Raw genomic sequence first — 19,163 nt, 5'->3', positions numbered from 1 at the left:
CGCGGCAGCACCCGGGACCATGTGCCGGTACGTGTGTGTTTTCAAGGCTGTTGAGTTGACGGCTCGAGCCGCGACCTGTCGCGACCTGGCGCCGGCGCCCTCGGCGTCTCGCCTGCCGGCCGGGCCGGGGCCATGGCGGGCGACGATTGCAGGAAAGCGCGCGGCTTTATACCATAGTTCGCCAACGAGATGAAGTCGCCCGCCGTCCTTGGCCCACGTTGCCGGCGCTGCAACCCCTCTGAACCGAGATTCCATGAACATACCCATCAAGACGCCCGACGAGATCGAGAAGATGCGCGAGGCCGGCCGCCAGGCCGCCAGCGTGCTGGAAATGATAGCACCGCACGTCACGGCCGGCGTGACCACCGGCGAGCTGGACCGGCTGTGCCACGACTACATCGTCGACGAGCTGGGCTCCACGCCGGCGCCGCTCAACTACCACGGTTTCCCCAAGTCGATCTGCACCTCGCTCAACCACGTGGTGTGCCACGGCATCCCCGATCCGGCCAAGAAGCTCAAGAAGGGCGACATCATGAACATCGATGTCACCGTGAAGACCGCCGACGGCTACCACGGCGACTCCAGCGCCATGTACATCGTCGGCGAAAACATCCAGGGCGAGCGGCTGTGCCGCGTGACCCAGGAGTGCCTGTACAAGAGCATCGCGCTGGTACGTCCGGGCGTACGCCTCTCCGAGCTGGCCCGCGCCATCCAGCGCCACGCCGAGGCCAACGGCTACTCGGTGGTGCGCGACTTCTGCGGCCACGGCATCGGTGCCGGCTTCCACGAGGACCCGCAGGTACTGCATTATGACGGCTATGCCCCCGAGGCCGATGCCACCCTGGCCGCCGGCATGTGCCTGACCATCGAGCCGATGATCAACGTCGGCGGCCACCAGACCAAGGTGCTGCGCGACGGCTGGACCGCCGTGACCCGGGACAAGAGCCTGTCCGCGCAGTGGGAGCACACGCTGCTGGTCACCGAGACCGGCGTCGAGGTGCTCACCGCGCGCCACGAGGAAGACTTCTCCTTCCTCGACCACTGAGTCGAGCCAACATGCTCCTGCACCACTACCGCTTCGTGCCCGACGAGACGCTGTTCGACGCCGAGACCTTCCGCCGCGAACTGGCCGGCACGCGTTCACCCATCGCGCCGTTCAAGACAGCGCTGCGCGACATCCAGCGCCGGCTCGACGAGCGCTTCCATGCCGGTGCCGACATCCGCGATCTGGTGCACGGTCGGGCCTGGTGCCTCGACCAGCTGCTCGGTGTGGCGTGGTCGCTGCACGACTGGCCCGACGACGGCGTGGCGCTGCTCGCCGTGGGCGGCTACGGCCGCGGCGAGCTGCATCCGCACTCCGACGTCGACCTGATGCTGCTGCTCGAGGACGACGACGACACGCCCTACCGCGAAGGACTGACCGCCTTCATCACCCTGCTGTGGGACATCGGCCTGGAGATCGGCCACAGCGTGCGCTCGCTTGCCGACTGCGAACGCGAGGCAGAAGGCGACATCACCGTCATCACCAACCTGATGGAGTCGCGCCTCCTGGCCGGCCCCGAGTCGCTGCGCGAGGCGATGAAGGCGCGCATCGCCCGCGAGCGGATGTGGCCGTCGGACCGATTCTTCGAGGCCAAGTGGCAGGAGCAGATCGCCCGCCATCACCGCTTCAACAACTCCGAGTACCACCTCGAGCCCAACATCAAGAGTTCACCGGGCGGGCTGCGCGACATCCAGATGATCGGCTGGGTGGCCAAGCGCCACTTCGGCAGCCAGCGCTACGAGGATCTGGTGGCGAACGGCTTCATGAACGATGCCGAGCTGCGCATCCTGAGCCAGGGCCAGGCCTTCCTGTGGCAGGTGCGCTATGCGCTGCACATGCTCACCGGCCGCGCCGAGGATCGCCTGCTGTTCGACCACCAGCGCACCATCGCCGAGCTGTTCGGTTTTCGCGACACCCCCGAGCGGCTCGCCGTCGAGCAGTTCATGAAGCGCTACTACCGCCACGTCACGGCGCTGGCGGGTCTCAACGACATGCTGCTGCAGCACTTCGACGAGGCGATCCTGCGCAGCGGCGAGCGTCTGGAGACCGCCGATCTCAACGAGCGCTTCGTGATCGAGGGCGGCTACATCAAGGCGCGCACCCGCTCGGTGTTTCGCGACCACCCCTATGCGCTGCTCGAGCTGTTCCTGCTGATGGCCGAGCACCCCGAGATCGAGGGCGTGCGCGCCGACACCATCCGCCTGATTCGCGACAACCGCCACCTGATCGACGACCTCTACCGCGACGACGCCCAGCACCAGCACCTGTTCATGTCGCTGCTCTGCTCCAGCGGCAACGTGGCGCGCCAACTGCGGCGCATGAACCGCTACGGCGTGCTGGGCAAGTACCTGCCCGAGTTCGGCCAGGCGGTGGGCCTGATGCAGCACGACCTGTTCCACATCTACACCGTGGACGCCCACACCCTGCGCCTGCTCAAGTTCATCCACCAGTTTCGCAAGCCCGAGGCGCGCGATGACTTCCCGGTGGCGGCAGCGCTGGTGCACCAGCTGCCCAAGCTCGAGCTGCTCTGGATCGCGGGTCTCTACCACGACATCGGCAAGGGACGCGGCGGCGACCACTCGCTCCTCGGTGCCCGCGACGTGGAGCGCTTCGCCGAGCGCCACGGCCTGTCGAGCCGCGACACGCGGCTGGTCAGCTGGCTGGTGGAGAATCACCTGGTGATGTCGATGGTGGCGCAGAAGCGCGACATCACCGACCCCGACGTGATCCGCGAATTCGCCGCCCAGGTCGGCGACGAGATCCGCCTCGATTACCTCTACGTGCTGACCGTGGCCGACATCAACGCCACCAACCCGACGCTGTGGAACGGCTGGCGCGCCTCGCTGCTCCGCCAGCTCCACGCCGAAACCAAGCGCGCCCTGCGCCGCGGCCTGGACAACCCGCTGGACCGCGAGGAGTGGGTGCGCGAGACCCGCAGCGAGTCGCGCTCGCTGCTGGCCACGGTGGGGGCCGACATCGACCGGGTCGACCGCCTGTGGGAGTCGCTCGGGGAGGAGTACTTCCTGCAGTACGCGCCCAGCGAGATCGCCTGGCAGACCATGGGCATCCTGGCCCACGGGGAGTCGCCGCTGCCGCTGATCCTGATCAGCGCCCCCACCGACGACATGACCGACGGCGGCACCAAGGTGTTCATCCACACCCGCTCGGTGGACGACCTGTTCGCCGCCACCGCCGCCGCCATGGAGCAGCTCGGGCTCTCCATCCACGACGCGCGCATCGCCACCTCGAGCAACGACTGGACGCTCAACACCTTCATCGTGCTCGACGACCAGGGCCGTGCCATCCGCGACCCGAACCGCATCGAGGAGATCCGCGCGCATCTGGTCGAGGAGCTCGACGACCCCGACGACTACCCGCAGATCGTCACCCGTCATACCCCGCGCCAGTTGCGCCACTTCAAGGTACCGACCGAGGTGCTGATCGAGCAGGACCCGGCCAACGAGCGCACCCTGCTGGAGCTGACCGCCCCCGACCGCCCCGGCCTGCTGGCCCGGGTCGGACGCATCTTCATGGAGCAGGACATCTCGCTCTCGGCGGCCAAGATCGCCACCCTGGGCGAGCGGGTCGAGGACGTCTTCTTCATTACCGACAAGACGGGCACACCGCTGACCGACCCCGCCCGTCAGCAGCGCCTGCGCGAGCGGCTGATCGAGGTGCTGGACGTGGCGGGCTGACGCCCGCCACGTCCGGGTTTGAGGCGAGCCTGGCGCTTCCCTATAATCGTCGGTCTGCCCGCAGACACGACAACGACGCCGCCCCACGGCGCCTGGACACCGATGAACCCCGACCTCGACGCCCTCAAGCCGTATCCCTTCGAAAGGCTGGCCAAGCTGAAGGCCGGCGTGACGCCCCCTACGGGGCTCGCGCACATCCCGCTGACCATCGGCGAACCGCAGCACGCCCCCTTCGCTGCCGCCCTGGCGACGCTCCAGGCCCACCAGCAGGATTTCGCCCGCTACCCGGCCACCGCCGGCATTCCCGAGCTGCGCGACGCCATCGCCGGCTGGGCCACACGGCGCTTCGGCCTCGAGGGGCTCGACGCCGAGCGCCAGGTGCTGCCGGTCAACGGCACCCGCGAGGCGATCTTCGCCTTCGTCCAGGCCGCCCTGGACCGCCGCCGTCCGGCCCGGGTGGCGGTACCCAACCCCTTCTACCAGATCTACGAGGGCGCCACCCTGCTCGCCGGCGGCCAGCCGCTCTACCTCGACTGCCGGGCCGAAAACGGCTTTCGCCCCGATTTCGATGCCGTGCCGCCCGAGACCTGGCGCGAGGTGCAGATCCTCTTCCTCTGCTCGCCGGGCAACCCCACCGGGGCGGTAACGCCGCGCGCCGAGTTCGAGAAGCTGATTGACCTGGCCGACGAGTTCGATTTCATCATCGCCTCCGACGAGTGCTACTCCGAGCTCTACCTCGACGAGGACGCCCCGCCGCCGGGACTGCTCGAGGCCTGCGCCGCCCTCGGCCGCCACGACTACCGGCGCTGCCTGGTGTTCCATTCGCTCTCCAAGCGCTCCAACCTGCCGGGGCTGCGCTCCGGCTTCGTCGCCGGCGACGCCGAGCTGATCGCGCCGTTCAAGCGCTACCGCACCTATCACGGCTGCGCCATGTCGCTGCCGCTGCAGCACGCCTCGATCACCGCCTGGAACGACGAAGCTCACGTGCGTGCCAACCGCGACGCCTACCGCGAGACGTTCGCCGCGGTGACCGAGATGCTTGCCCCGGTACTTGAATTTCCCTCCCCCGAGGCCAGTTTCTACCTATGGCCGGCGGTGCCGGGCGGTGACGACGAGGCCTTCGCCCGGGCGCTGTTTGCCGCCGAGCACGTCAGCGTGCTTCCCGGCGCCTACATGGGACGCCAGGGCCACGACGGCACCAATCCCGGTGCGGGCCGCATCCGCCTGGCGCTGGTCGCCGACCTCGACGCCACCGTGGAAGCCGCCCGGCGCATTCGCCGTTTCATCGAAAGGAGTGCATGATGGCGACCCTCTTCGTGATCAAGAACTGCGACACCTGCCGCAAGGCGCGCCAGGCCCTGGACGCGAAGGGCCTGCCCTATCAGGTCCACGACCTGCGCGAGGACGGCCTCTCCGCCGCGCTGCTCGAGCACATCCTCGCCCGGGTCCCCGTGATGGAGGCCATCAACCGGCGCAGCACCACCTGGCGCAACCTGCCCGAGGAGGACAAGCAGGACCTCGACGCCAACAAGGTGCGTGCATTGCTCATGGCCCACCCCACCCTGCTCAAGCGGCCGTTGCTCGATACCGGTGACGAAATACGCGTCGGCTACCGCGACGGCGACTACGACGATCTCAAGGGCTGAGGCCCATCCCCCTTCAAGACGTGAGGACACCCCCATGCTGAGTTTTGCCTTCGGAATCGGCACCCAGAACACCCAGGGCGACTGGCTGGAGATCTACTATCCGGCGCCGCTGCTCAAGCCGGATGCCAGCCTGGTGGAGGCCGTGGGCAAGGTGCTCGACGTTCCCACCGGCAACGGCGCCGTCAGCTTCCTGCCGGAGCACTGCGCCACGCTGGCCGAGGCACTCAGGGCGGCGGGTCACGTGGCCCAGGCCGAGCTGGCCGAGGCACTGGCCGCCAGCCAGCGTCCGCTGGTCGCCACCTTCCTCGACAGCGACCTGCCGCCGCAGAGCGCCCCCGAGGTCTATCTCAAGCTGCACCTGCTGTCGCACCGCCTGGTCAAGCCGCACGGCGTCGACCTCACCGGCATGTTCGGTCTGCTGCGCAACGTGGCCTGGAGCAGCGAGGGCCCGATCGACATCGAGGAGCTGCCCGCCCGTCGCCTCAAGGCGCGCCTGGAGGGCCGCGCCCTGTCGGTGGACTGCGTCGACAAGTTCCCCAAGATGACCGACTACGTGGTGCCGAGCGGCGTGCGCATCGCCGACACCGCGCGGGTGCGCCTGGGCGCCTACCTGGGCGAAGGCACCACCGTCATGCATGAGGGCTTCGTCAACTTCAACGCCGGCACCGAGGGCCCGGGCATGATCGAGGGCCGCGTCTCCGCCGGCGTGATGGTGGGCCGGGGCTCCGACCTGGGCGGTGGCTGTTCCACCATGGGCACCCTCTCCGGCGGCGGCAACATCGTCATCAAGGTGGGCGAGGGCTGCCTGATCGGCGCCAATGCCGGCATCGGCATTCCGCTGGGCGACCGCTGCACCGTGGAGGCCGGGCTCTACATCACCGCCGGCGCCAAGGTCACCCTGCTCGACGACCAGGGCCAGGAGGTCAAGACCGTGGCGGCGCGCGAACTGGCCGGCCAGAGCGACCTGCTGCTGCGGCGCAATTCGCAGAACGGTCGCATCGAGTGCCTGACCAACAAGAGCGCCATCGCGCTCAACGAGGCCCTGCATGCCAACGACTGATCCACAGGGGCTCTCCGCGACCCTGCAGCTCGCCTTCGAGCTGATTCGCCGCCCCTCGGTCACGCCCGACGACCTCGGCTGCCAGGCGCTGATGATCGAGCGCCTGGAGCGGTTGGGCTTCCAGGTCGAACGCCTGCCCTTCGGCGACGTGGAGAACTTCTGGGCGACCCATGGCCATCACGGCCCGGTACTGGCCTTCGCCGGCCATACCGACGTGGTGCCGAGCGGCCCCCACACCCACTGGGACACGCCTCCCTTCGAACCCGTCATCGACGAGGCCGGCATGCTGCGCGGCCGCGGCTCGGCCGACATGAAGGGCAGCCTGGCAGCGATGGTCACCGCGGTGGAGCGCTTCGTGACCGCCCACCCCGATCACCACGGCCGCATTGCCTTCCTGATCACCTCCGACGAGGAGGGCCCCGCGGTGGATGGCACCCGGGCCGTGGTCGAACACCTGCGTGAACGCCACGAGCGGCTCGACTACTGCATCGTCGGCGAGCCCTCCTCCACCGACGTGCTAGGCGACGTGATCAAGAACGGCCGCCGCGGCTCGCTCGGCGGCGTGCTGCACGTACGCGGCATCCAGGGCCACGTGGCCTACCCGCACCTGGCGCGCAACCCCATCCACCAGGTCATGCCGGCACTCGACGCGCTGGTGCGCGAGCACTGGGACGGCGGCAACGACTTCTTCCCGGCCACCAGCTTCCAGATCTCCAATCTGCGCGCCGGCACCGGGGCCACCAACGTGATCCCCGGCGAGGTGGAGGCGGTGTTCAACTTCCGTTTCTCCACCGAAGTGACCCATGAGCAGCTGCGCTCACGCACCGAGGCGATCCTCGATGCCCACGGCCTCGAGTACCAGCTCGACTGGACGCTCAACGGCGAACCGTTCCTCACCGCCGAGGGCGAACTGGTGGATGCCGCCCTGCACGGCGTGGAAAGCGTGCTCGGCCGCCGCCCGCGGCTCTCGACCAGCGGTGGTACCTCGGATGGGCGTTTCATCGCCACGCTGGGCAGCCAGGTGGTGGAACTGGGGCCACGCAATGCCACCATACACCAGACCAACGAGCACGTTCGCGCCGCCGACCTCGACGACCTGAGCCGGATCTACGAAGCGATCCTGGCCAGGCTCTTCGTCAACGGCACCGCCCGGCCCTGACCGCGCCAAGAGGGTTCACCATGCCACACCCGCACGACAGCCACATGCGCTACCCGGACATCGAGATCTACCTGCGCCACCCTCAGCCGGGAGCGATCGATGCCTGGCTCGGCGAGACGCTGGATGCCGCCCCGCTGCGCGGTGCCGGGCGCGGCAAGTGGCAGACCCGCGGCCATCACGCCGGGCACGAGATCCCGGTGCTGCTGGTCGAGAAGGCCGCCGACGGCTTCGCCAGCCTGTGGTTCGACAGCTCGCACACGCCGTGGTTGAGAGACTGCGACTGCGCCCGCGACGCCGCTGCACGGCTCGGCTGCGAGGTACGCTGCTCGCTGGGCGGCTGGCAGCCCGGCGACGACCCCGACCGCTTCTGGCAGGTGCTGCCCGACGGCAGCGAAAATGCCATCGACTGGCCCGACTCCGGCCAGTGACTCGAAACGACATCGCCCCGCATGTTCTGAAACATGCAGGGCGATGGGTTGGTTAGAGTGAGACTCAATGCGAGAAGCTGCCGAGTGATGGCCAGGCTAGGCGGGATTGCAGCGAGAGAGCGGAGTTTACTTTAGTAAATGAGCCTCTCGCGCTGCAATTCCAACAACGCCTGGTCGAGCGCAGGCGCTTCGCTCAAGTGATGACCGTGACGTCGTCGGCTTGCAATCCCCGCTCGTTCTCGATCACGTGATAGCGCACCTTCTGGCCCTCGGCCAGGGTACGATGGCCGCGGCCGCGAATGGCGCGAAAGTGGACGAAGACGTCCTCGCCACTCTCGCGCTTGATGAAACCGTAGCCCTTGTTGACGTTGAACCACTTGACCTCGCCGATCTCGCGATCGTCGTTCTCCACGGCGGCGAGCACCGCCAGCTGCGGGTTCAGCGCCTGGGTGGACAGCGTGGCGATGAGCAGCAGCACGAAGACAGCGAGGGAGACGGTGACATAACCCACCGCATAGCCGCCGGGCTCCAGCAGGGTCAGGAGCTGCTGGGGCAGGCCGGCATCGGCCAGGGCCAGGGACAGGGCAATCAGCAACGGCGCCGGCAGCGCCAGCAACAGGCTGACCAACGTACAGCGAATGATGACCTTGCGATTCATGGATCCGTATTGCTCACTTGTTATGGGGAATTGAAGAAACAGGATGTTCGATGACGACGCGACCCGAGGCCCCGCCGACCAATGAAGGTGTCACGATGAACAGCGACACGCAGCGCGACGATTCTAGCATGAGCCTTTCCCAGGCGCTCGCCACCCGACTGGAAGCCTTGGAGAGCCGGATTGCCTATCAGGAACACTGGCTGGATACGCTGGACCAGGCGGTGGCTGCCCAGGAGCGGCGCCTGGCGCAGCTCGAGCGGATCAACGCCCTGATGCAGGAAAAGCTGCGCGACCAGCAGCGGGCGCTACAGGATTCGGAGATGGCGGCACCGTCAGCGCAGGACGAAGTGCCGCCGCATTACTGAAGAAGGAAGGGAGAAGAGGAAAGCCAGCCCATGGCTACCTCTCCTCGACCCAAGGTTTTCTCTTCTGTCTTCCAGGTGCGCAGCGCCGCTCTTCCCTCTGCAGCGGCGTAGCCGCGTTCTACAGGTCATCGAGGTAGCGCTCCGCATCCAATGCCGCCATGCAGCCGGTGCCGGCGGAGGTCACCGCCTGGCGGTAGACGTGATCCATCACATCGCCGGCGGCGAACACGCCCGGCACGCTGGTGGCCGTGGCGTTGCCCTCGAGGCCGGACTTCACCTTGATGTAGCCGTCGTGCATCTCGAGCTGGCCCTCGAAGATGCCGGTGTTGGGGCTGTGGCCGATGGCGATGAACACCCCCGGCGCCGCGATCTCCTTCACGCCGCCATCCACGGTGGAGCGTACGCGCACACCGGTCACGCCGCTGGCATCGCCCAGCACTTCCTCCACCACGTGGTTCCACTCGAGCACCACGTTGCCGCTCTCGGCCTTCTCGCGCAGGCGATCCTGCAGGATCTTCTCGGCGCGCAGGCTGTCGCGCCGGTGCACCAGGGTCACCTTGGAGGCGATGTTGGAGAGGTAGAGCGCCTCTTCCACGGCGGTATTGCCGCCGCCCACCACCACCACCTCCTTGTTGCGGTAGAAGAAGCCATCGCAGGTGGCGCAGGCCGACACCCCCTGGCCCATGTACTGCTGCTCGGAGGGCAACCCCAGGTAGCGGGCGCTGGCGCCGGTAGCGACGATCAGCGCATCGCAAGTGTAGCTGCCGCTGTCGCCCTTCAGAGTGAAGGGACGGTTGCGCAGGTCCACCTCATGGATGTGGTCGAATAGCACTTCGGTATCGAAGCGTTCGGCATGGCGCTTCATGCGCTCCATGAGTTCCGGTCCCTGCACGCCGGCATCGTCGCCGGGCCAGTTGTCGACGTCGGTGGTGGTGGTCAACTGGCCGCCGGCCTGGATGCCGGTGATCAGCACCGGCTTGAGGTTGGCCCGCGCCGCGTAGACCGCGGCGGTATAGCCGGCCGGGCCGGAACCGAGAATGATCAGGCGTTCGTGACGCGCTTCGCTCATGAAGGGAATCCTCGCAGCTCGAAAACAGGATGAGGCTTGTCATGTCCCGGTCGCTGCCATGGCAACCCGCCGGGGCATAGGGTTGCCGCCATTGTACCAGCCTACGATGCCGAGGGCGTCGCCCCGGCCCGCGTCTTCACAGGACTTCGTCGTCGCGCCCAAGCACCAGGGCATCGAGCTCTCCCGTCATCGGCGACACTTCCACCCGCAGTTGGATCGGCGCACAGCAGTAGGGGCAGTCTTCCCACGTCTGATGGCTGCCTTGCGAGACATCGACTGGCAGGTCGAAAGGCATGCTGCAGTAGGGGCAGTGGACCGGATGAGTATCGAGCTGTTCTTCATGCATGACGGGAAACTCCCGGCGCTCGCCCTCTCCTACCGGGGCGGCAGCGCCACGCAACGGTTTTCGTTCAGCATAGAAACCTTGGGCAGCGCTTGAAAGGGGGGCCTATCATGACCATGTGCTAAGCATGAGAGCAAAGAAAAGGACCGTTCACTATCGTGACAGGAGGCCTTCATGAGCCGTGACGAGATGCCGGACACCCAGCAGACCCTGGCTGTCGGCGGCAGCACCTACCACTACTACAGCCTGCCGCAGGCAGCCGCCGCCCTGGGCAACATCGACAGGCTGCCGAAGACGCTGAAGATCCTGCTGGAGAACCAGCTACGCTTCGCCGACGACGAGAGCGTCGCCCGCGAGGACCTTCAGGCGCTGGTCGACTGGCAGCAGGGCGGGCGCTCCAGCCGCGAGATCGGCTATCGCCCGGCCAGGGTGCTGATGCAGGACTTCACCGGCGTTCCCGGCGTGGTGGACCTGGCCTCGATGCGCGCCGCGGTGCAGAAGCTCGGCGAGGATCCCTCGCGCATCAACCCACTGTCGCCGGTGGATCTGGTGATCGACCACTCGGTGATGGTCGACAAGTTCGGTAACCCCACCGCCTTCAAGGACAACGTCGCCATCGAGATGGAGCGCAACCGCGAGCGCTACGAGTTCCTGCGCTGGGGCCAACAGGCCTTCGACAACTTCCGCGTGGTGCCGCCGGGCACCGGCATCTGCCACCAGGTCAACCTCGAGTACCTGGGGCGCACGGTGTGGAGCAAGGAGGAGGACGGCAAGACCTTCGCCTACCCCGACACCCTGGTGGGCACCGACTCCCATACCACCATGATCAACGGCCTCGGCGTGCTGGGCTGGGGCGTGGGCGGCATCGAGGCCGAAGCCGCCATGCTCGGCCAGCCGGTATCGATGCTCATCCCCGAGGTGGTGGGCTTCAAGCTCACCGGCAAGCTCAAGGAGGGCATCACTGCCACCGACCTGGTGCTGACGGTAACCCAGATGCTGCGCAGCCGCGGTGTGGTGGGCAAGTTCGTCGAGTTCTACGGCGACGGCCTGGCCGACCTGCCGCTGGCCGACCGCGCCACCATCGCCAACATGGCGCCGGAGTATGGCGCCACCTGCGGCTTCTTCCCGGTCGACGACGAAACCCTGGCCTACCTGCGCCTGACCGGCCGCGACGATGCCCAGATCGCCCTGGTGGAAGCGTACAGCAAGGCCCAGGGGCTGTGGCGCGAGCCCGGGGACGAACCGATCTTCAGCGACACCCTGCACCTCGACCTCGGTGACGTCGAGGCCAGCCTGGCCGGCCCCAAGCGCCCCCAGGACCGTGTCGCCCTGAAAGACATGAAGACCACCTTCGAGAAGCTGATGGCGGGCGAGGAAAACGGCAAGGCCCCGCCCAGCGAGGAGCGCGGGCGGCTCAATTCCGAAGGCGGCCAGACGGCCGTCGGCGTGCACGAGAGCTACGAGCACCACGACAGCCAGGACGTCGAGATGGACGGCGAGCGGTTCATGCTCAACCCGGGCGCCGTGGTGATTGCCGCGATCACCTCCTGTACCAACACCTCCAACCCCAGCGTGATGATGGCCGCGGGGCTACTGGCGCGCAACGCCCTGGCCAAGGGGCTCAAGACCAAGCCCTGGGTCAAGACCTCGCTGGCGCCGGGCTCCAAGGTGGTCACCGAGTATCTCGAAGCGGGTGGCGTCAACGAAGACCTCGACGCCCTGGGCTTCAACCTGGTGGGCTACGGCTGCACCACCTGCATCGGCAACTCCGGCCCGCTGCCGCCGCCCATCGAGAAGGCGATCGAGGACGGCGACCTCACCGTGGCCTCGGTGCTCTCCGGCAACCGCAACTTCGAGGGGCGCATCCACCCGCTGGTGAAGACCAACTGGCTCGCCTCGCCGCCGCTGGTGGTGGCCTATGCCCTGGCCGGCAACGTACGCCTCGACCTCAGCCGCGATCCGCTGGGTGAGGATCGGGACGGTAACCCGGTCTACCTGCATGACATCTGGCCCTCCCAGGCCGATATCGCCAGCGCCGTGGAGAAGGTCAAGACCGAGATGTTCCGCAAGGAGTACGCCGAGGTATTCGAAGGCGACGAGACCTGGAAGGCCCTGCAGGTACCGCAGAGCCAGGTCTACGAGTGGTCTCCCTCCTCGACCTACATCCAGCACCCGCCCTTCTTCGAGGGCATGGGCCGTGACCCCGACCCGATCGAGGACGTGCGGGACGCCCATATCCTCGCCCTGCTGGGCGACTCGGTGACCACCGACCACATCTCGCCGGCTGGCTCGATCAAGCCCGACAGCCCCGCCGGGCGCTACCTGCAAGAGCGCGGCATCAAGCCGGTGGACTTCAACTCCTACGGCTCGCGGCGCGGCAACCACGAGGTGATGATGCGCGGCACCTTCGCCAACGTGCGCATCAGAAACGAGATGCTCGACGGCGTGGTCGGCGGCGAGACCCGCCACGTGCCCTCGGGCGAGCAGATGGCGATCTACGACGCCGCCATGAAGTACCAGGAGAAGGGCACGCCGCTCGTCGTGATAGCCGGCAAGGAGTACGGCACCGGCTCGTCACGCGACTGGGCGGCCAAGGGCACGCGCCTGCTCGGCGTGCGCGCGGTGCTCGCCGAGTCCTACGAGCGCATCCACCGCTCCAACCTGATCGGCATGGGTGTGGTGCCGCTGCAGTTCCCCGAGGGCGAGGATCGCAAGAGCCTCGGCCTGACCGGCGACGAGACGATCTCGATCGAGGGGCTGGCCGACCTCACCCCGGGCGGCAAGGTGACGGTGACCATCAAGAGCGACAAGGGCGAGAAGCGCATCGAGGCGCTGTGCCGCATCGACACCGCCAACGAGCTGGAGTACTACCGCCACGGCGGCATCCTCCACTACGTGCTGCGGCGAATGATCGGCGCAGCCTGAGCCCCTTCCTGCCTGTTGCGCTACACGAGAAAGGCCCCGTCGGCAGCCGACGGGGCCTCTTTGTGTCAGGCTATGGGTTGCGGGCTGCATCTTGCTCGCAGCTCGAGACCCGTAGCCCGTAGCTTGCACCTAGAACGAGCGGCGCCGATAGCTGCGATACTCCGGCGTCCAGCTGCTGCGCTCTATCGCCTCGCGCAACTTGATGCCGTCGGTACGCAGTGCCACGCCCTCCTGCTGGGCCTGGGCAGCGACCTCGAAGGCGATCGCCTTGGAGAGTTCGCGGATATGCGACAGCGGCGGCAGCAGCGCCCCTTCACCCTCCTTGACCAGCGGCGCCTCGCGAGCCAGCGCCCGGGACGCGGTCATCAGCATGGTGTCGGTGATTCGCTTGGCACCGCTGGCGACCACGCCGAGACCGATGCCGGGGAAGATGTAGGCGTTGTTGCACTGAGCGATGGGATAGGTCTTGCCATCGTGCACCACCGGCATGAAGGGGCTGCCGGTGGCCACCAGCGCCTGACCGTCGGTCCACTCGATCACGTCCGCGGGCGTGGCCTCGGCGCGCGAGGTGGGGTTGGAGAGCGGCATGATCACCGGGCGCTCGCAGCCGGCGTGCATGGCGCGGACCACCTCCTCGGAGAACAGTCCCGGCTGGCCCGAGACGCCGATCAGCACCGTGGGCTTGATATGGCGCGCCACCTCGAGCAGGGATTGATCCTGCCACGCCGCGACCAGTTCCGGGTCGTGCGCCAGGCGCCGCTGGAAGTCGCGCAGCCACGGCTGGTCCGAGGTCACCAGGCCATCGCGGTCGACCATGAAGACGCGCCGCCGCGCCTCCTTCTCGGAGAGCCCCTCCGCCTGCATCGCCACCACCACCTGCTCGGCGATGCCGCAGCCGGCGGAACCGGCACCGACGAACACCACGCGCTGGTCGGCGATGGTCTCGTCGCGGGCCTGGCAGGCCGCCATCAGGGTGCCCACGGCCACGGCAGCGGTGCCCTGCACGTCGTCGTTGAAGCAGCACAGCTGATCGCGATAGCGCTCCAGCAGCGGCACGGCGTTGGCCTGGGCGAAATCCTCGAATTGGAGCAGCACGTTGGGCCAGCGGCGTTTCACCGCGGCGATGAACTCGTCGACGAAGGCGTCGTACTCCTCCTGGGAGATACGCGGATGCCGCCAGCCCATGTACATCGGATCGTCGAGCAGGGTCTGGTTGTTGGTGCCCACGTCGAGGGTGATCGGCAGCGTATAGGCGGGGCTGATGCCGCCGCAGGCGGTATACAGCGCCAGCTTGCCGATGGGAATGCCCATGCCGCCGATGCCCTGGTCGCCGAGGCCGAGGATACGCTCGCCGTCGGTCACCACGATCACCTTGACCCGGTCCTTGGTGGCACTGCGCAGGATGTCGTCCATACGCTCGCGGTCGGGGTAGCTGACGAACAGGCCCCGGTGGCTGCGGTAGATGTTGGAGAACTCCTCGCAGGCCTGGCCCACCGTGGGGGTGTAGATGATCGGCAGCATCTCCTCGAGGTGCTGCATCACCAGGTGGTAGTAGAGGGTCTCGTTGTCGTCCTGGATCGCCCGCAGGTGGATGTGCCGCTCAAGGTCGCTGTGGCACTGCTGGTACTGGCGATAGGCGCGTTCGGCCTGCTCCTCGATCGATTCCACGTTCTGCGGCAGCAGGCCGACCAGGTTGAACTCGAGCCGCTCCTCGCGGGTGAAGGCGCTGCCCTTGTTGAGCAGCGGCATCTCGAGCAGCGGAGGGCCAGCGTAGGGAATGTAAAGTGGACGTTTGCTTTCGGGCATCTCTTGTCTCGATACGGTGACTGGAACCGGGCCGTAGGCGCTCTACTGGCGCCTTGGCGCCAACTCTACCACGCCTCTGCCATCGTGGCGCATCAGCTGACCTTGGCGCGTGTCCTGTTGCTGGGCGGACGATCGAAAAACCACGGGCGCAGCCGCACGCCGAGCATGTTGCCGGCGAAGCCCGCCACCAGCCACACCCAGCCGTGCAGGCTGCCCGAGGCAATGCCGCTGAAGTAGGCACCGATGTTGCAGCCGAACGCCAGCCTGGCCCCGTAGCCCAGCATCAGGCCGCCGATGATCGCCGCCATCACCGAGCCCAGCGGGATGCGCAGGGTCGGGGCGAAGCGCCCGGCCAGGGTGGCAGCGACCATGGCGCCAAGGATGATGCCCACGTTCATCACCGTGGTGATGTCGCTCCACACGCTGGCCTCGAGCGCCGCGGCGTTGCCCGGGCTCTGCCAGTAGCTCCACTGGCTGACGTCACCGCCGATGAATTCGTATGCCTTGGCACCCCACAGGGCGAAGGCCGAGGTAATGCCCCAGGGGCGGCCGGCCAGCGCCAGGGTGGTGAAGTTGAGCAGCGCCAGCGCCACCGCGCCGAACAGCAGCGGCCAGGGCCCGGTGAACCAGCGTCCCTGGCTGAAGTTGGCCCGCGGCGCCTCCTCCAGACGGCCATGGCGGTGCTTCTCCAGCAGTACCGTGAGCACGGCAATGGCGCCGAACAGCGCCAGGCTCACGGCGATGCCGCCGCCTGCGCCGAAGGTAGCCACCAGCGACACCGGCTCGAGGGCCGGCAGACCCATCCACCAGGCGAAGTGGGCGGTGCCGATCAGCGAGCCGACGATGAAGAAGAGCAGCGTGATCGCCATGCGGGCGTTGCCGCCGCCGGCGGTGAACAGCGTACCCGAGGCGCAGCCGCCGCCGAGCTGCATGCCGATGCCGAACAGGAACGCGCCCACCACCACCGAAACCCCGATCGGCGCCACGAAACCGGACACGCTTTGGCCCCAGAGCGTACCCGCACCCAGTGCGGGGAAGAACAGCACCACGGCGATGGCCAGCATCACCATCTGGGCGCGCAGCCCACGCCCGCGGCGCTCGCTGATGAAGACCCGCCAGGCGGCGGTGAAGCCGAAGGCGGCGTGGTAGAGGGAAACCCCGAGCAGCGCCCCGACGATCATCAGCAGGCCCAGGCGCGCGCCGAAGGCCAGTCCAACCAGCAGCGCGCCCGTCATTACCAACGCGCCCAGCAGCAGGGAGATCCGGCGCGGTTGTACCGCCTCTACCGCAGTGACCATGAGACTTCTCCTCTCGACTCTCTCATGCAGCGTGGCAAGTTTCGCCAATGCGCGCCAACCGGCCGCCGCAACGAGACAGGGCGCCGCAGGGGCGCCCTGTACGGAGGCTGAGGCCGATCAGACGAAACGGCCCAGCCCCACGGCATGACGCAGTTTGTCCATGAACGGTGCGGCCTCGGCGCGGGCGCGCTCAGCGCCCTTGAGCAGCACGCTTTCGATGTGCCCGGGGTCCTCCATGAGCGCCACATAGCGCTCACGGGGCTCGCGCAGCTGCGCGTTGAGGTGTTCGAACAGGCGATTCTTGACCTCGCCCCAGCCGATGCCGTTCGCGTACTCGCGGCGCATCGCCTCGCGCTCCTCACGTGTGGCGAAGGCGGCGTAGATCTGGAACAGGGTGCAACCTTCCGGGTCCTTGGGCTCGCCGGGCTCCAGCGAGTTGGTCTTGATCTTGCGCACCAGCTTGAGCAGCTTCTTCTCGGAGACGAACAGCGGAATGGTGTTGTTGTAGCTCTTGGACATCTTGCGTCCGTCGAGACCGCCGAGCACCGCCACCTCGTCGTCCACCACCGCTTCGGGCAGAGTGAAGAATTCGCCCTTGTAGAGGTGATTGAAGCGCCCACCCATGTCGCGAGCCATCTCGATGTGCTGGATCTGGTCGCGACCCACCGGCACCTTGTTGGCGTTGAACATGAGGATGTCGGCAGCCATCAGCACCGGGTAGCCGAATAGCCCCATGGTGATGCCCTTGTCGGGGTCCTGGTTGCCGGCGGCCTCGTTCTCGGCCACTGCCGCCTTGTAGGCGTGGGCGCGGTTCATCAGGCCCTTGGCGCAGACGCACGACAGCATCCAGGTCAGCTCAGGGATCTCGGGAATGTCCGACTGGCGGTAGAAGATGGCGTTGTCGGTGTCGAGCCCCAGCGCCAGCCAGGTGGCGGCGATCTCCAGGCGCGACTCCTGCACCCGGCGTGGATCCTGGCACTTGATCAGCGCATGCAGGTCGGCGAGGAAGTAGTAGGACTGCACGCTGGGGTCCTGGCTCGCGGCGATGGCCGGCTTGATGGCGCCGACGTAGTTGCCCAGGTGGGGCGTGCCGGTGGTGGTAATGCCGGTGAGAACGCGTGTCTTCTGGGAAGCTGCACTCATGGAAAGCGGACTCTGCTGATCGGAAATGCCCGCTATGGTAACGCGAGGGGACGGTCAAGGCGACCTGGCCCGATGCGGTCCCCCGCGGCTTTCCCGGCGACAGGCCTCCGTGAGGCGCTGTAAACCCATCCCTGGGCGCTACCGATGCCCTGATTCGCTCTCGCATCCTGCTCCGCTTGCAGGACCGGTGCTGGCCATCCATGGCCAGCCCGTTCGGAGCAATGCTCCTCACCCATGGCATCGGACCTCCACTGCGGCCTATCCCCGGCGCCGCTCGCCACAACGATGCCTAGGTGCAGAGTGTTTAGCTCACCAGGCGCGCGGGATCGACACTCTCAAGGCCGAAGGCTTCGGCCACGGCGCGGTAGGTGACCTGGCCGTCGTGGACGTTGAGGCCGGGCAGGAAGTGGGCATCGTCGGCCAGCGCCCGCTTCCAGCCCTTGTCGGCCAGGGCAATAACGAACGGCATGGTGGCGTTGGTCAACGCCTGGGTCGAGGTACGCGCCACCGCACCCGGCATGTTGGCCACGCAGTAGTGAACGATGCCGTCGACCAGGTAGGTCGGCTCGGCATGGGTAGTGGCACGGCTGGTCTCGAAGCAGCCGCCCTGGTCGATGGCCACGTCCACCAGCACGCTGCCGGGCTTCATGTCGGCGAGCATCGCGCGAGTGATCAGCTTGGGCGCGGCGGCACCGGGAATCAACACGGCGCCGACGATCAGGTCGCTCTCGCGCACCGCCTCGTCGATGGCGTCGGCAGTGGAGAAGACGGTCTTCATGCGGCCCTGGTAGCGGTCGTCGAGCACTTCGAGGCGCGGGATCGACTTGTCGAGTACGGTCACTTCGGCGCCCAGACCCAGCGCCATGCGCGCGGCGTTCTCGCCCACCACGCCGCCGCCGATGACCGCCACCTTGCCGGGCGCCACGCCGGGCACGCCGGGCAGCAGCACCCCGGAACCGCCCTGGGCCTTCTCCAGGCTATGGGCCCCGGCCTGTACCGCCATGCGGCCGGCCACGGTGCTCATCGGCGCCAGCAGCGGCAGGCCGCCCTGGCGGTCGGTGACGGTCTCGTAGGCGATGCAGGTGGCCCCGCTCTCCATCAGCCCACGAGTCAGCTTCTCCTCGGCCGCCAGGTGCAGGTAGGTGAACAGGGTCTGGCCGCGGGTGAGGCGTGCCACTTCCTCCGGCTGCGGCTCCTTGACCTTGAGGATCAGCTCGGCGTCGCCCCACAGCGTGGCCAGGTCCGCCTCGAGCCGGGCCCCGGCCGCTTCATAATCGGCATCGGAGAAGCCCGCACCGACGCCGGCGCCAGCCTGCACGGTGACCGAATGACCGCGGGCCACCAGCTCTCGAGCCCCTGTCGGCGTCAGGGCGACGCGATATTCATGGTTCTTGATTTCCTTCGGCACGGCGATCTTCATGGGACACCTCCTGAGCGTTCGACGCCTGTTGTTAGGGTATGACAGGCGAATTACAGCACAGACAGTCCAAACATGAAGCACCCCGCATAAAGAACGGTAAAAAAT

General features: G+C 67.4%; 16 protein-coding genes. 9 read left to right on the top strand and 7 right to left on the bottom strand.

Annotated features, from left to right (window positions below; genetic code table 11):
* Window positions 1-253 precede the first annotated feature (253 nt).
* The 7 genes from map (at window position 254) to I4484_RS02550 (ending at window position 8,031) form a co-directional block, all read left to right on the top strand.
* On the top strand, window positions 254-1,045 hold the full coding sequence (gene map, locus I4484_RS02580) for a type I methionyl aminopeptidase (RefSeq protein WP_197449486.1): 792 nt from the start codon (window positions 254-256) through the stop codon (window positions 1,043-1,045).
* 11 nt (window positions 1,046-1,056) lie between these two features.
* Window positions 1,057-3,738, top strand: coding sequence for a [protein-PII] uridylyltransferase (locus I4484_RS02575; RefSeq protein ID WP_197449485.1), 2,682 nt, complete (start codon window positions 1,057-1,059; stop codon window positions 3,736-3,738).
* 102 nt (window positions 3,739-3,840) lie between these two features.
* A complete protein-coding gene (gene dapC / locus I4484_RS02570; protein WP_197449484.1) occupies window positions 3,841-5,040 on the top strand; it encodes a succinyldiaminopimelate transaminase in 1,200 nt (399 codons plus the stop codon).
* Window positions 5,040-5,384 carry a Spx/MgsR family RNA polymerase-binding regulatory protein gene (locus tag I4484_RS02565; protein ID WP_197449483.1) on the top strand — a complete coding sequence of 115 codons (345 nt, stop codon included), beginning with the start codon at window positions 5,040-5,042 and terminating at the stop codon, window positions 5,382-5,384. Before dapC ends, I4484_RS02565 begins: the two co-directional genes overlap by 1 nt.
* A 34-nt stretch (window positions 5,385-5,418) precedes the next feature.
* The gene (gene dapD / locus I4484_RS02560) at window positions 5,419-6,444 is read left to right on the top strand and encodes a 2,3,4,5-tetrahydropyridine-2,6-dicarboxylate N-succinyltransferase (RefSeq protein ID WP_197449482.1); all 1,026 of its coding nucleotides are present in this window, start codon (window positions 5,419-5,421) and stop codon (window positions 6,442-6,444) included.
* Window positions 6,431-7,603 carry a succinyl-diaminopimelate desuccinylase gene (gene dapE / locus I4484_RS02555; protein WP_197449481.1) on the top strand — a complete coding sequence of 391 codons (1,173 nt, stop codon included), beginning with the start codon at window positions 6,431-6,433 and terminating at the stop codon, window positions 7,601-7,603. The genes dapD and dapE overlap by 14 nt, the downstream gene beginning before the upstream one ends.
* Before the next feature lie 20 nt (window positions 7,604-7,623).
* Window positions 7,624-8,031, top strand: a complete 408-nt coding sequence (locus tag I4484_RS02550) for a hypothetical protein (RefSeq protein WP_197449480.1) — start codon at window positions 7,624-7,626, stop codon at window positions 8,029-8,031.
* Between the two features lie 193 nt (window positions 8,032-8,224).
* On the opposite strand, the gene I4484_RS20950 is transcribed toward I4484_RS02550, so the two are convergent.
* A complete protein-coding gene (locus I4484_RS20950; protein ID WP_197449479.1) occupies window positions 8,225-8,689 on the bottom strand; it encodes a cold-shock protein in 465 nt (154 codons plus the stop codon).
* Window positions 8,690-8,817: 128 nt separating this feature from the next.
* On the opposite strand from I4484_RS20950, the gene I4484_RS02540 reads away from it, so the two are divergent.
* Complete coding sequence (locus I4484_RS02540; RefSeq protein WP_234283646.1) at window positions 8,818-9,054, top strand: SlyX family protein; 237 nt, start codon at window positions 8,818-8,820, stop codon at window positions 9,052-9,054.
* Window positions 9,055-9,172: 118 nt separating this feature from the next.
* Here I4484_RS02540 and trxB read toward each other — a convergent pair whose 3' ends face one another.
* Together trxB and I4484_RS02530 are read right to left on the bottom strand one after the other, a co-directional pair.
* On the bottom strand, window positions 9,173-10,123 hold the full coding sequence (trxB, locus tag I4484_RS02535; RefSeq protein ID WP_197449477.1) for a thioredoxin-disulfide reductase: 951 nt from the start codon (window positions 10,121-10,123) through the stop codon (window positions 9,173-9,175).
* Between the two features lie 136 nt (window positions 10,124-10,259).
* Window positions 10,260-10,469: a CPXCG motif-containing cysteine-rich protein gene (locus I4484_RS02530; RefSeq protein WP_197449476.1), complete on the bottom strand. Its 210-nt coding sequence runs from the start codon at window positions 10,467-10,469 to the stop codon at window positions 10,260-10,262.
* Between the two features lie 171 nt (window positions 10,470-10,640).
* On the opposite strand from I4484_RS02530, the gene acnA reads away from it, so the two are divergent.
* Window positions 10,641-13,391, top strand: coding sequence for an aconitate hydratase AcnA (gene acnA / locus I4484_RS02525; protein ID WP_197449475.1), 2,751 nt, complete (start codon window positions 10,641-10,643; stop codon window positions 13,389-13,391).
* Between the two features lie 129 nt (window positions 13,392-13,520).
* On the opposite strand, the gene I4484_RS02520 is transcribed toward acnA, so the two are convergent.
* The 4 genes from I4484_RS02520 to ald all read right to left on the bottom strand — a co-directional run bounded on the left by I4484_RS02520 (window position 13,521) and on the right by ald (window position 19,058).
* Window positions 13,521-15,197 (bottom strand): NAD-dependent malic enzyme, encoded by a 1,677-nt coding sequence (locus I4484_RS02520; protein ID WP_197449474.1) that lies wholly within the window; start codon window positions 15,195-15,197, stop codon window positions 13,521-13,523.
* Between the two features lie 92 nt (window positions 15,198-15,289).
* Window positions 15,290-16,495 carry a YeeE/YedE family protein gene (locus I4484_RS02515; RefSeq protein ID WP_197449473.1) on the bottom strand — a complete coding sequence of 402 codons (1,206 nt, stop codon included), beginning with the start codon at window positions 16,493-16,495 and terminating at the stop codon, window positions 15,290-15,292.
* A 117-nt stretch (window positions 16,496-16,612) separates the two neighbouring features.
* Window positions 16,613-17,638 carry a tryptophan--tRNA ligase gene (locus I4484_RS02510; protein WP_197449472.1) on the bottom strand — a complete coding sequence of 342 codons (1,026 nt, stop codon included), beginning with the start codon at window positions 17,636-17,638 and terminating at the stop codon, window positions 16,613-16,615.
* A 304-nt stretch (window positions 17,639-17,942) separates the two neighbouring features.
* Window positions 17,943-19,058 carry an alanine dehydrogenase gene (gene ald / locus I4484_RS02505; RefSeq protein WP_197449471.1) on the bottom strand — a complete coding sequence of 372 codons (1,116 nt, stop codon included), beginning with the start codon at window positions 19,056-19,058 and terminating at the stop codon, window positions 17,943-17,945.
* Between the last annotated feature and the right edge of the window lie 105 nt (window positions 19,059-19,163).

Source organism: Halomonas sp. SS10-MC5 (assembly GCF_015992245.1).
In the GTDB taxonomy this organism is placed as follows: domain Bacteria; phylum Pseudomonadota; class Gammaproteobacteria; order Pseudomonadales; family Halomonadaceae; genus Halomonas; species Halomonas sulfidoxydans.
Note: the sequence above shows the minus strand (reverse complement) of the source record. Positions and strands in the feature narration are given on the sequence as shown.

Bases quoted from the DNA above. Each gene is read 5' to 3' on its own strand.
- map (WP_197449486.1), top strand. From the start codon at position 254: ATGAACATACCCATCAAGACGCCCGACGAGATCGAGAAGATGCGCGAG.
- I4484_RS02575 (WP_197449485.1), top strand. From the start codon at position 1,057: ATGCTCCTGCACCACTACCGCTTCGTGCCCGACGAGACGCTGTTCGAC.
- dapC (WP_197449484.1), top strand. From the start codon at position 3,841: ATGAACCCCGACCTCGACGCCCTCAAGCCGTATCCCTTCGAAAGGCTG.
- I4484_RS02565 (WP_197449483.1), top strand. From the start codon at position 5,040: ATGGCGACCCTCTTCGTGATCAAGAACTGCGACACCTGCCGCAAGGCG.
- dapD (WP_197449482.1), top strand. From the start codon at position 5,419: ATGCTGAGTTTTGCCTTCGGAATCGGCACCCAGAACACCCAGGGCGAC.
- dapE (WP_197449481.1), top strand. From the start codon at position 6,431: ATGCCAACGACTGATCCACAGGGGCTCTCCGCGACCCTGCAGCTCGCC.
- I4484_RS02550 (WP_197449480.1), top strand. From the start codon at position 7,624: ATGCCACACCCGCACGACAGCCACATGCGCTACCCGGACATCGAGATC.
- I4484_RS20950 (WP_197449479.1), bottom strand. From the start codon at position 8,689: ATGAATCGCAAGGTCATCATTCGCTGTACGTTGGTCAGCCTGTTGCTG.
- I4484_RS02540 (WP_234283646.1), top strand. From the start codon at position 8,818: ATGAGCCTTTCCCAGGCGCTCGCCACCCGACTGGAAGCCTTGGAGAGC.
- trxB (WP_197449477.1), bottom strand. From the start codon at position 10,123: ATGAGCGAAGCGCGTCACGAACGCCTGATCATTCTCGGTTCCGGCCCG.
- I4484_RS02530 (WP_197449476.1), bottom strand. From the start codon at position 10,469: ATGCATGAAGAACAGCTCGATACTCATCCGGTCCACTGCCCCTACTGC.
- acnA (WP_197449475.1), top strand. From the start codon at position 10,641: ATGAGCCGTGACGAGATGCCGGACACCCAGCAGACCCTGGCTGTCGGC.
- I4484_RS02520 (WP_197449474.1), bottom strand. From the start codon at position 15,197: ATGCCCGAAAGCAAACGTCCACTTTACATTCCCTACGCTGGCCCTCCG.
- I4484_RS02515 (WP_197449473.1), bottom strand. From the start codon at position 16,495: ATGGTCACTGCGGTAGAGGCGGTACAACCGCGCCGGATCTCCCTGCTG.
- I4484_RS02510 (WP_197449472.1), bottom strand. From the start codon at position 17,638: ATGAGTGCAGCTTCCCAGAAGACACGCGTTCTCACCGGCATTACCACC.
- ald (WP_197449471.1), bottom strand. From the start codon at position 19,058: ATGAAGATCGCCGTGCCGAAGGAAATCAAGAACCATGAATATCGCGTC.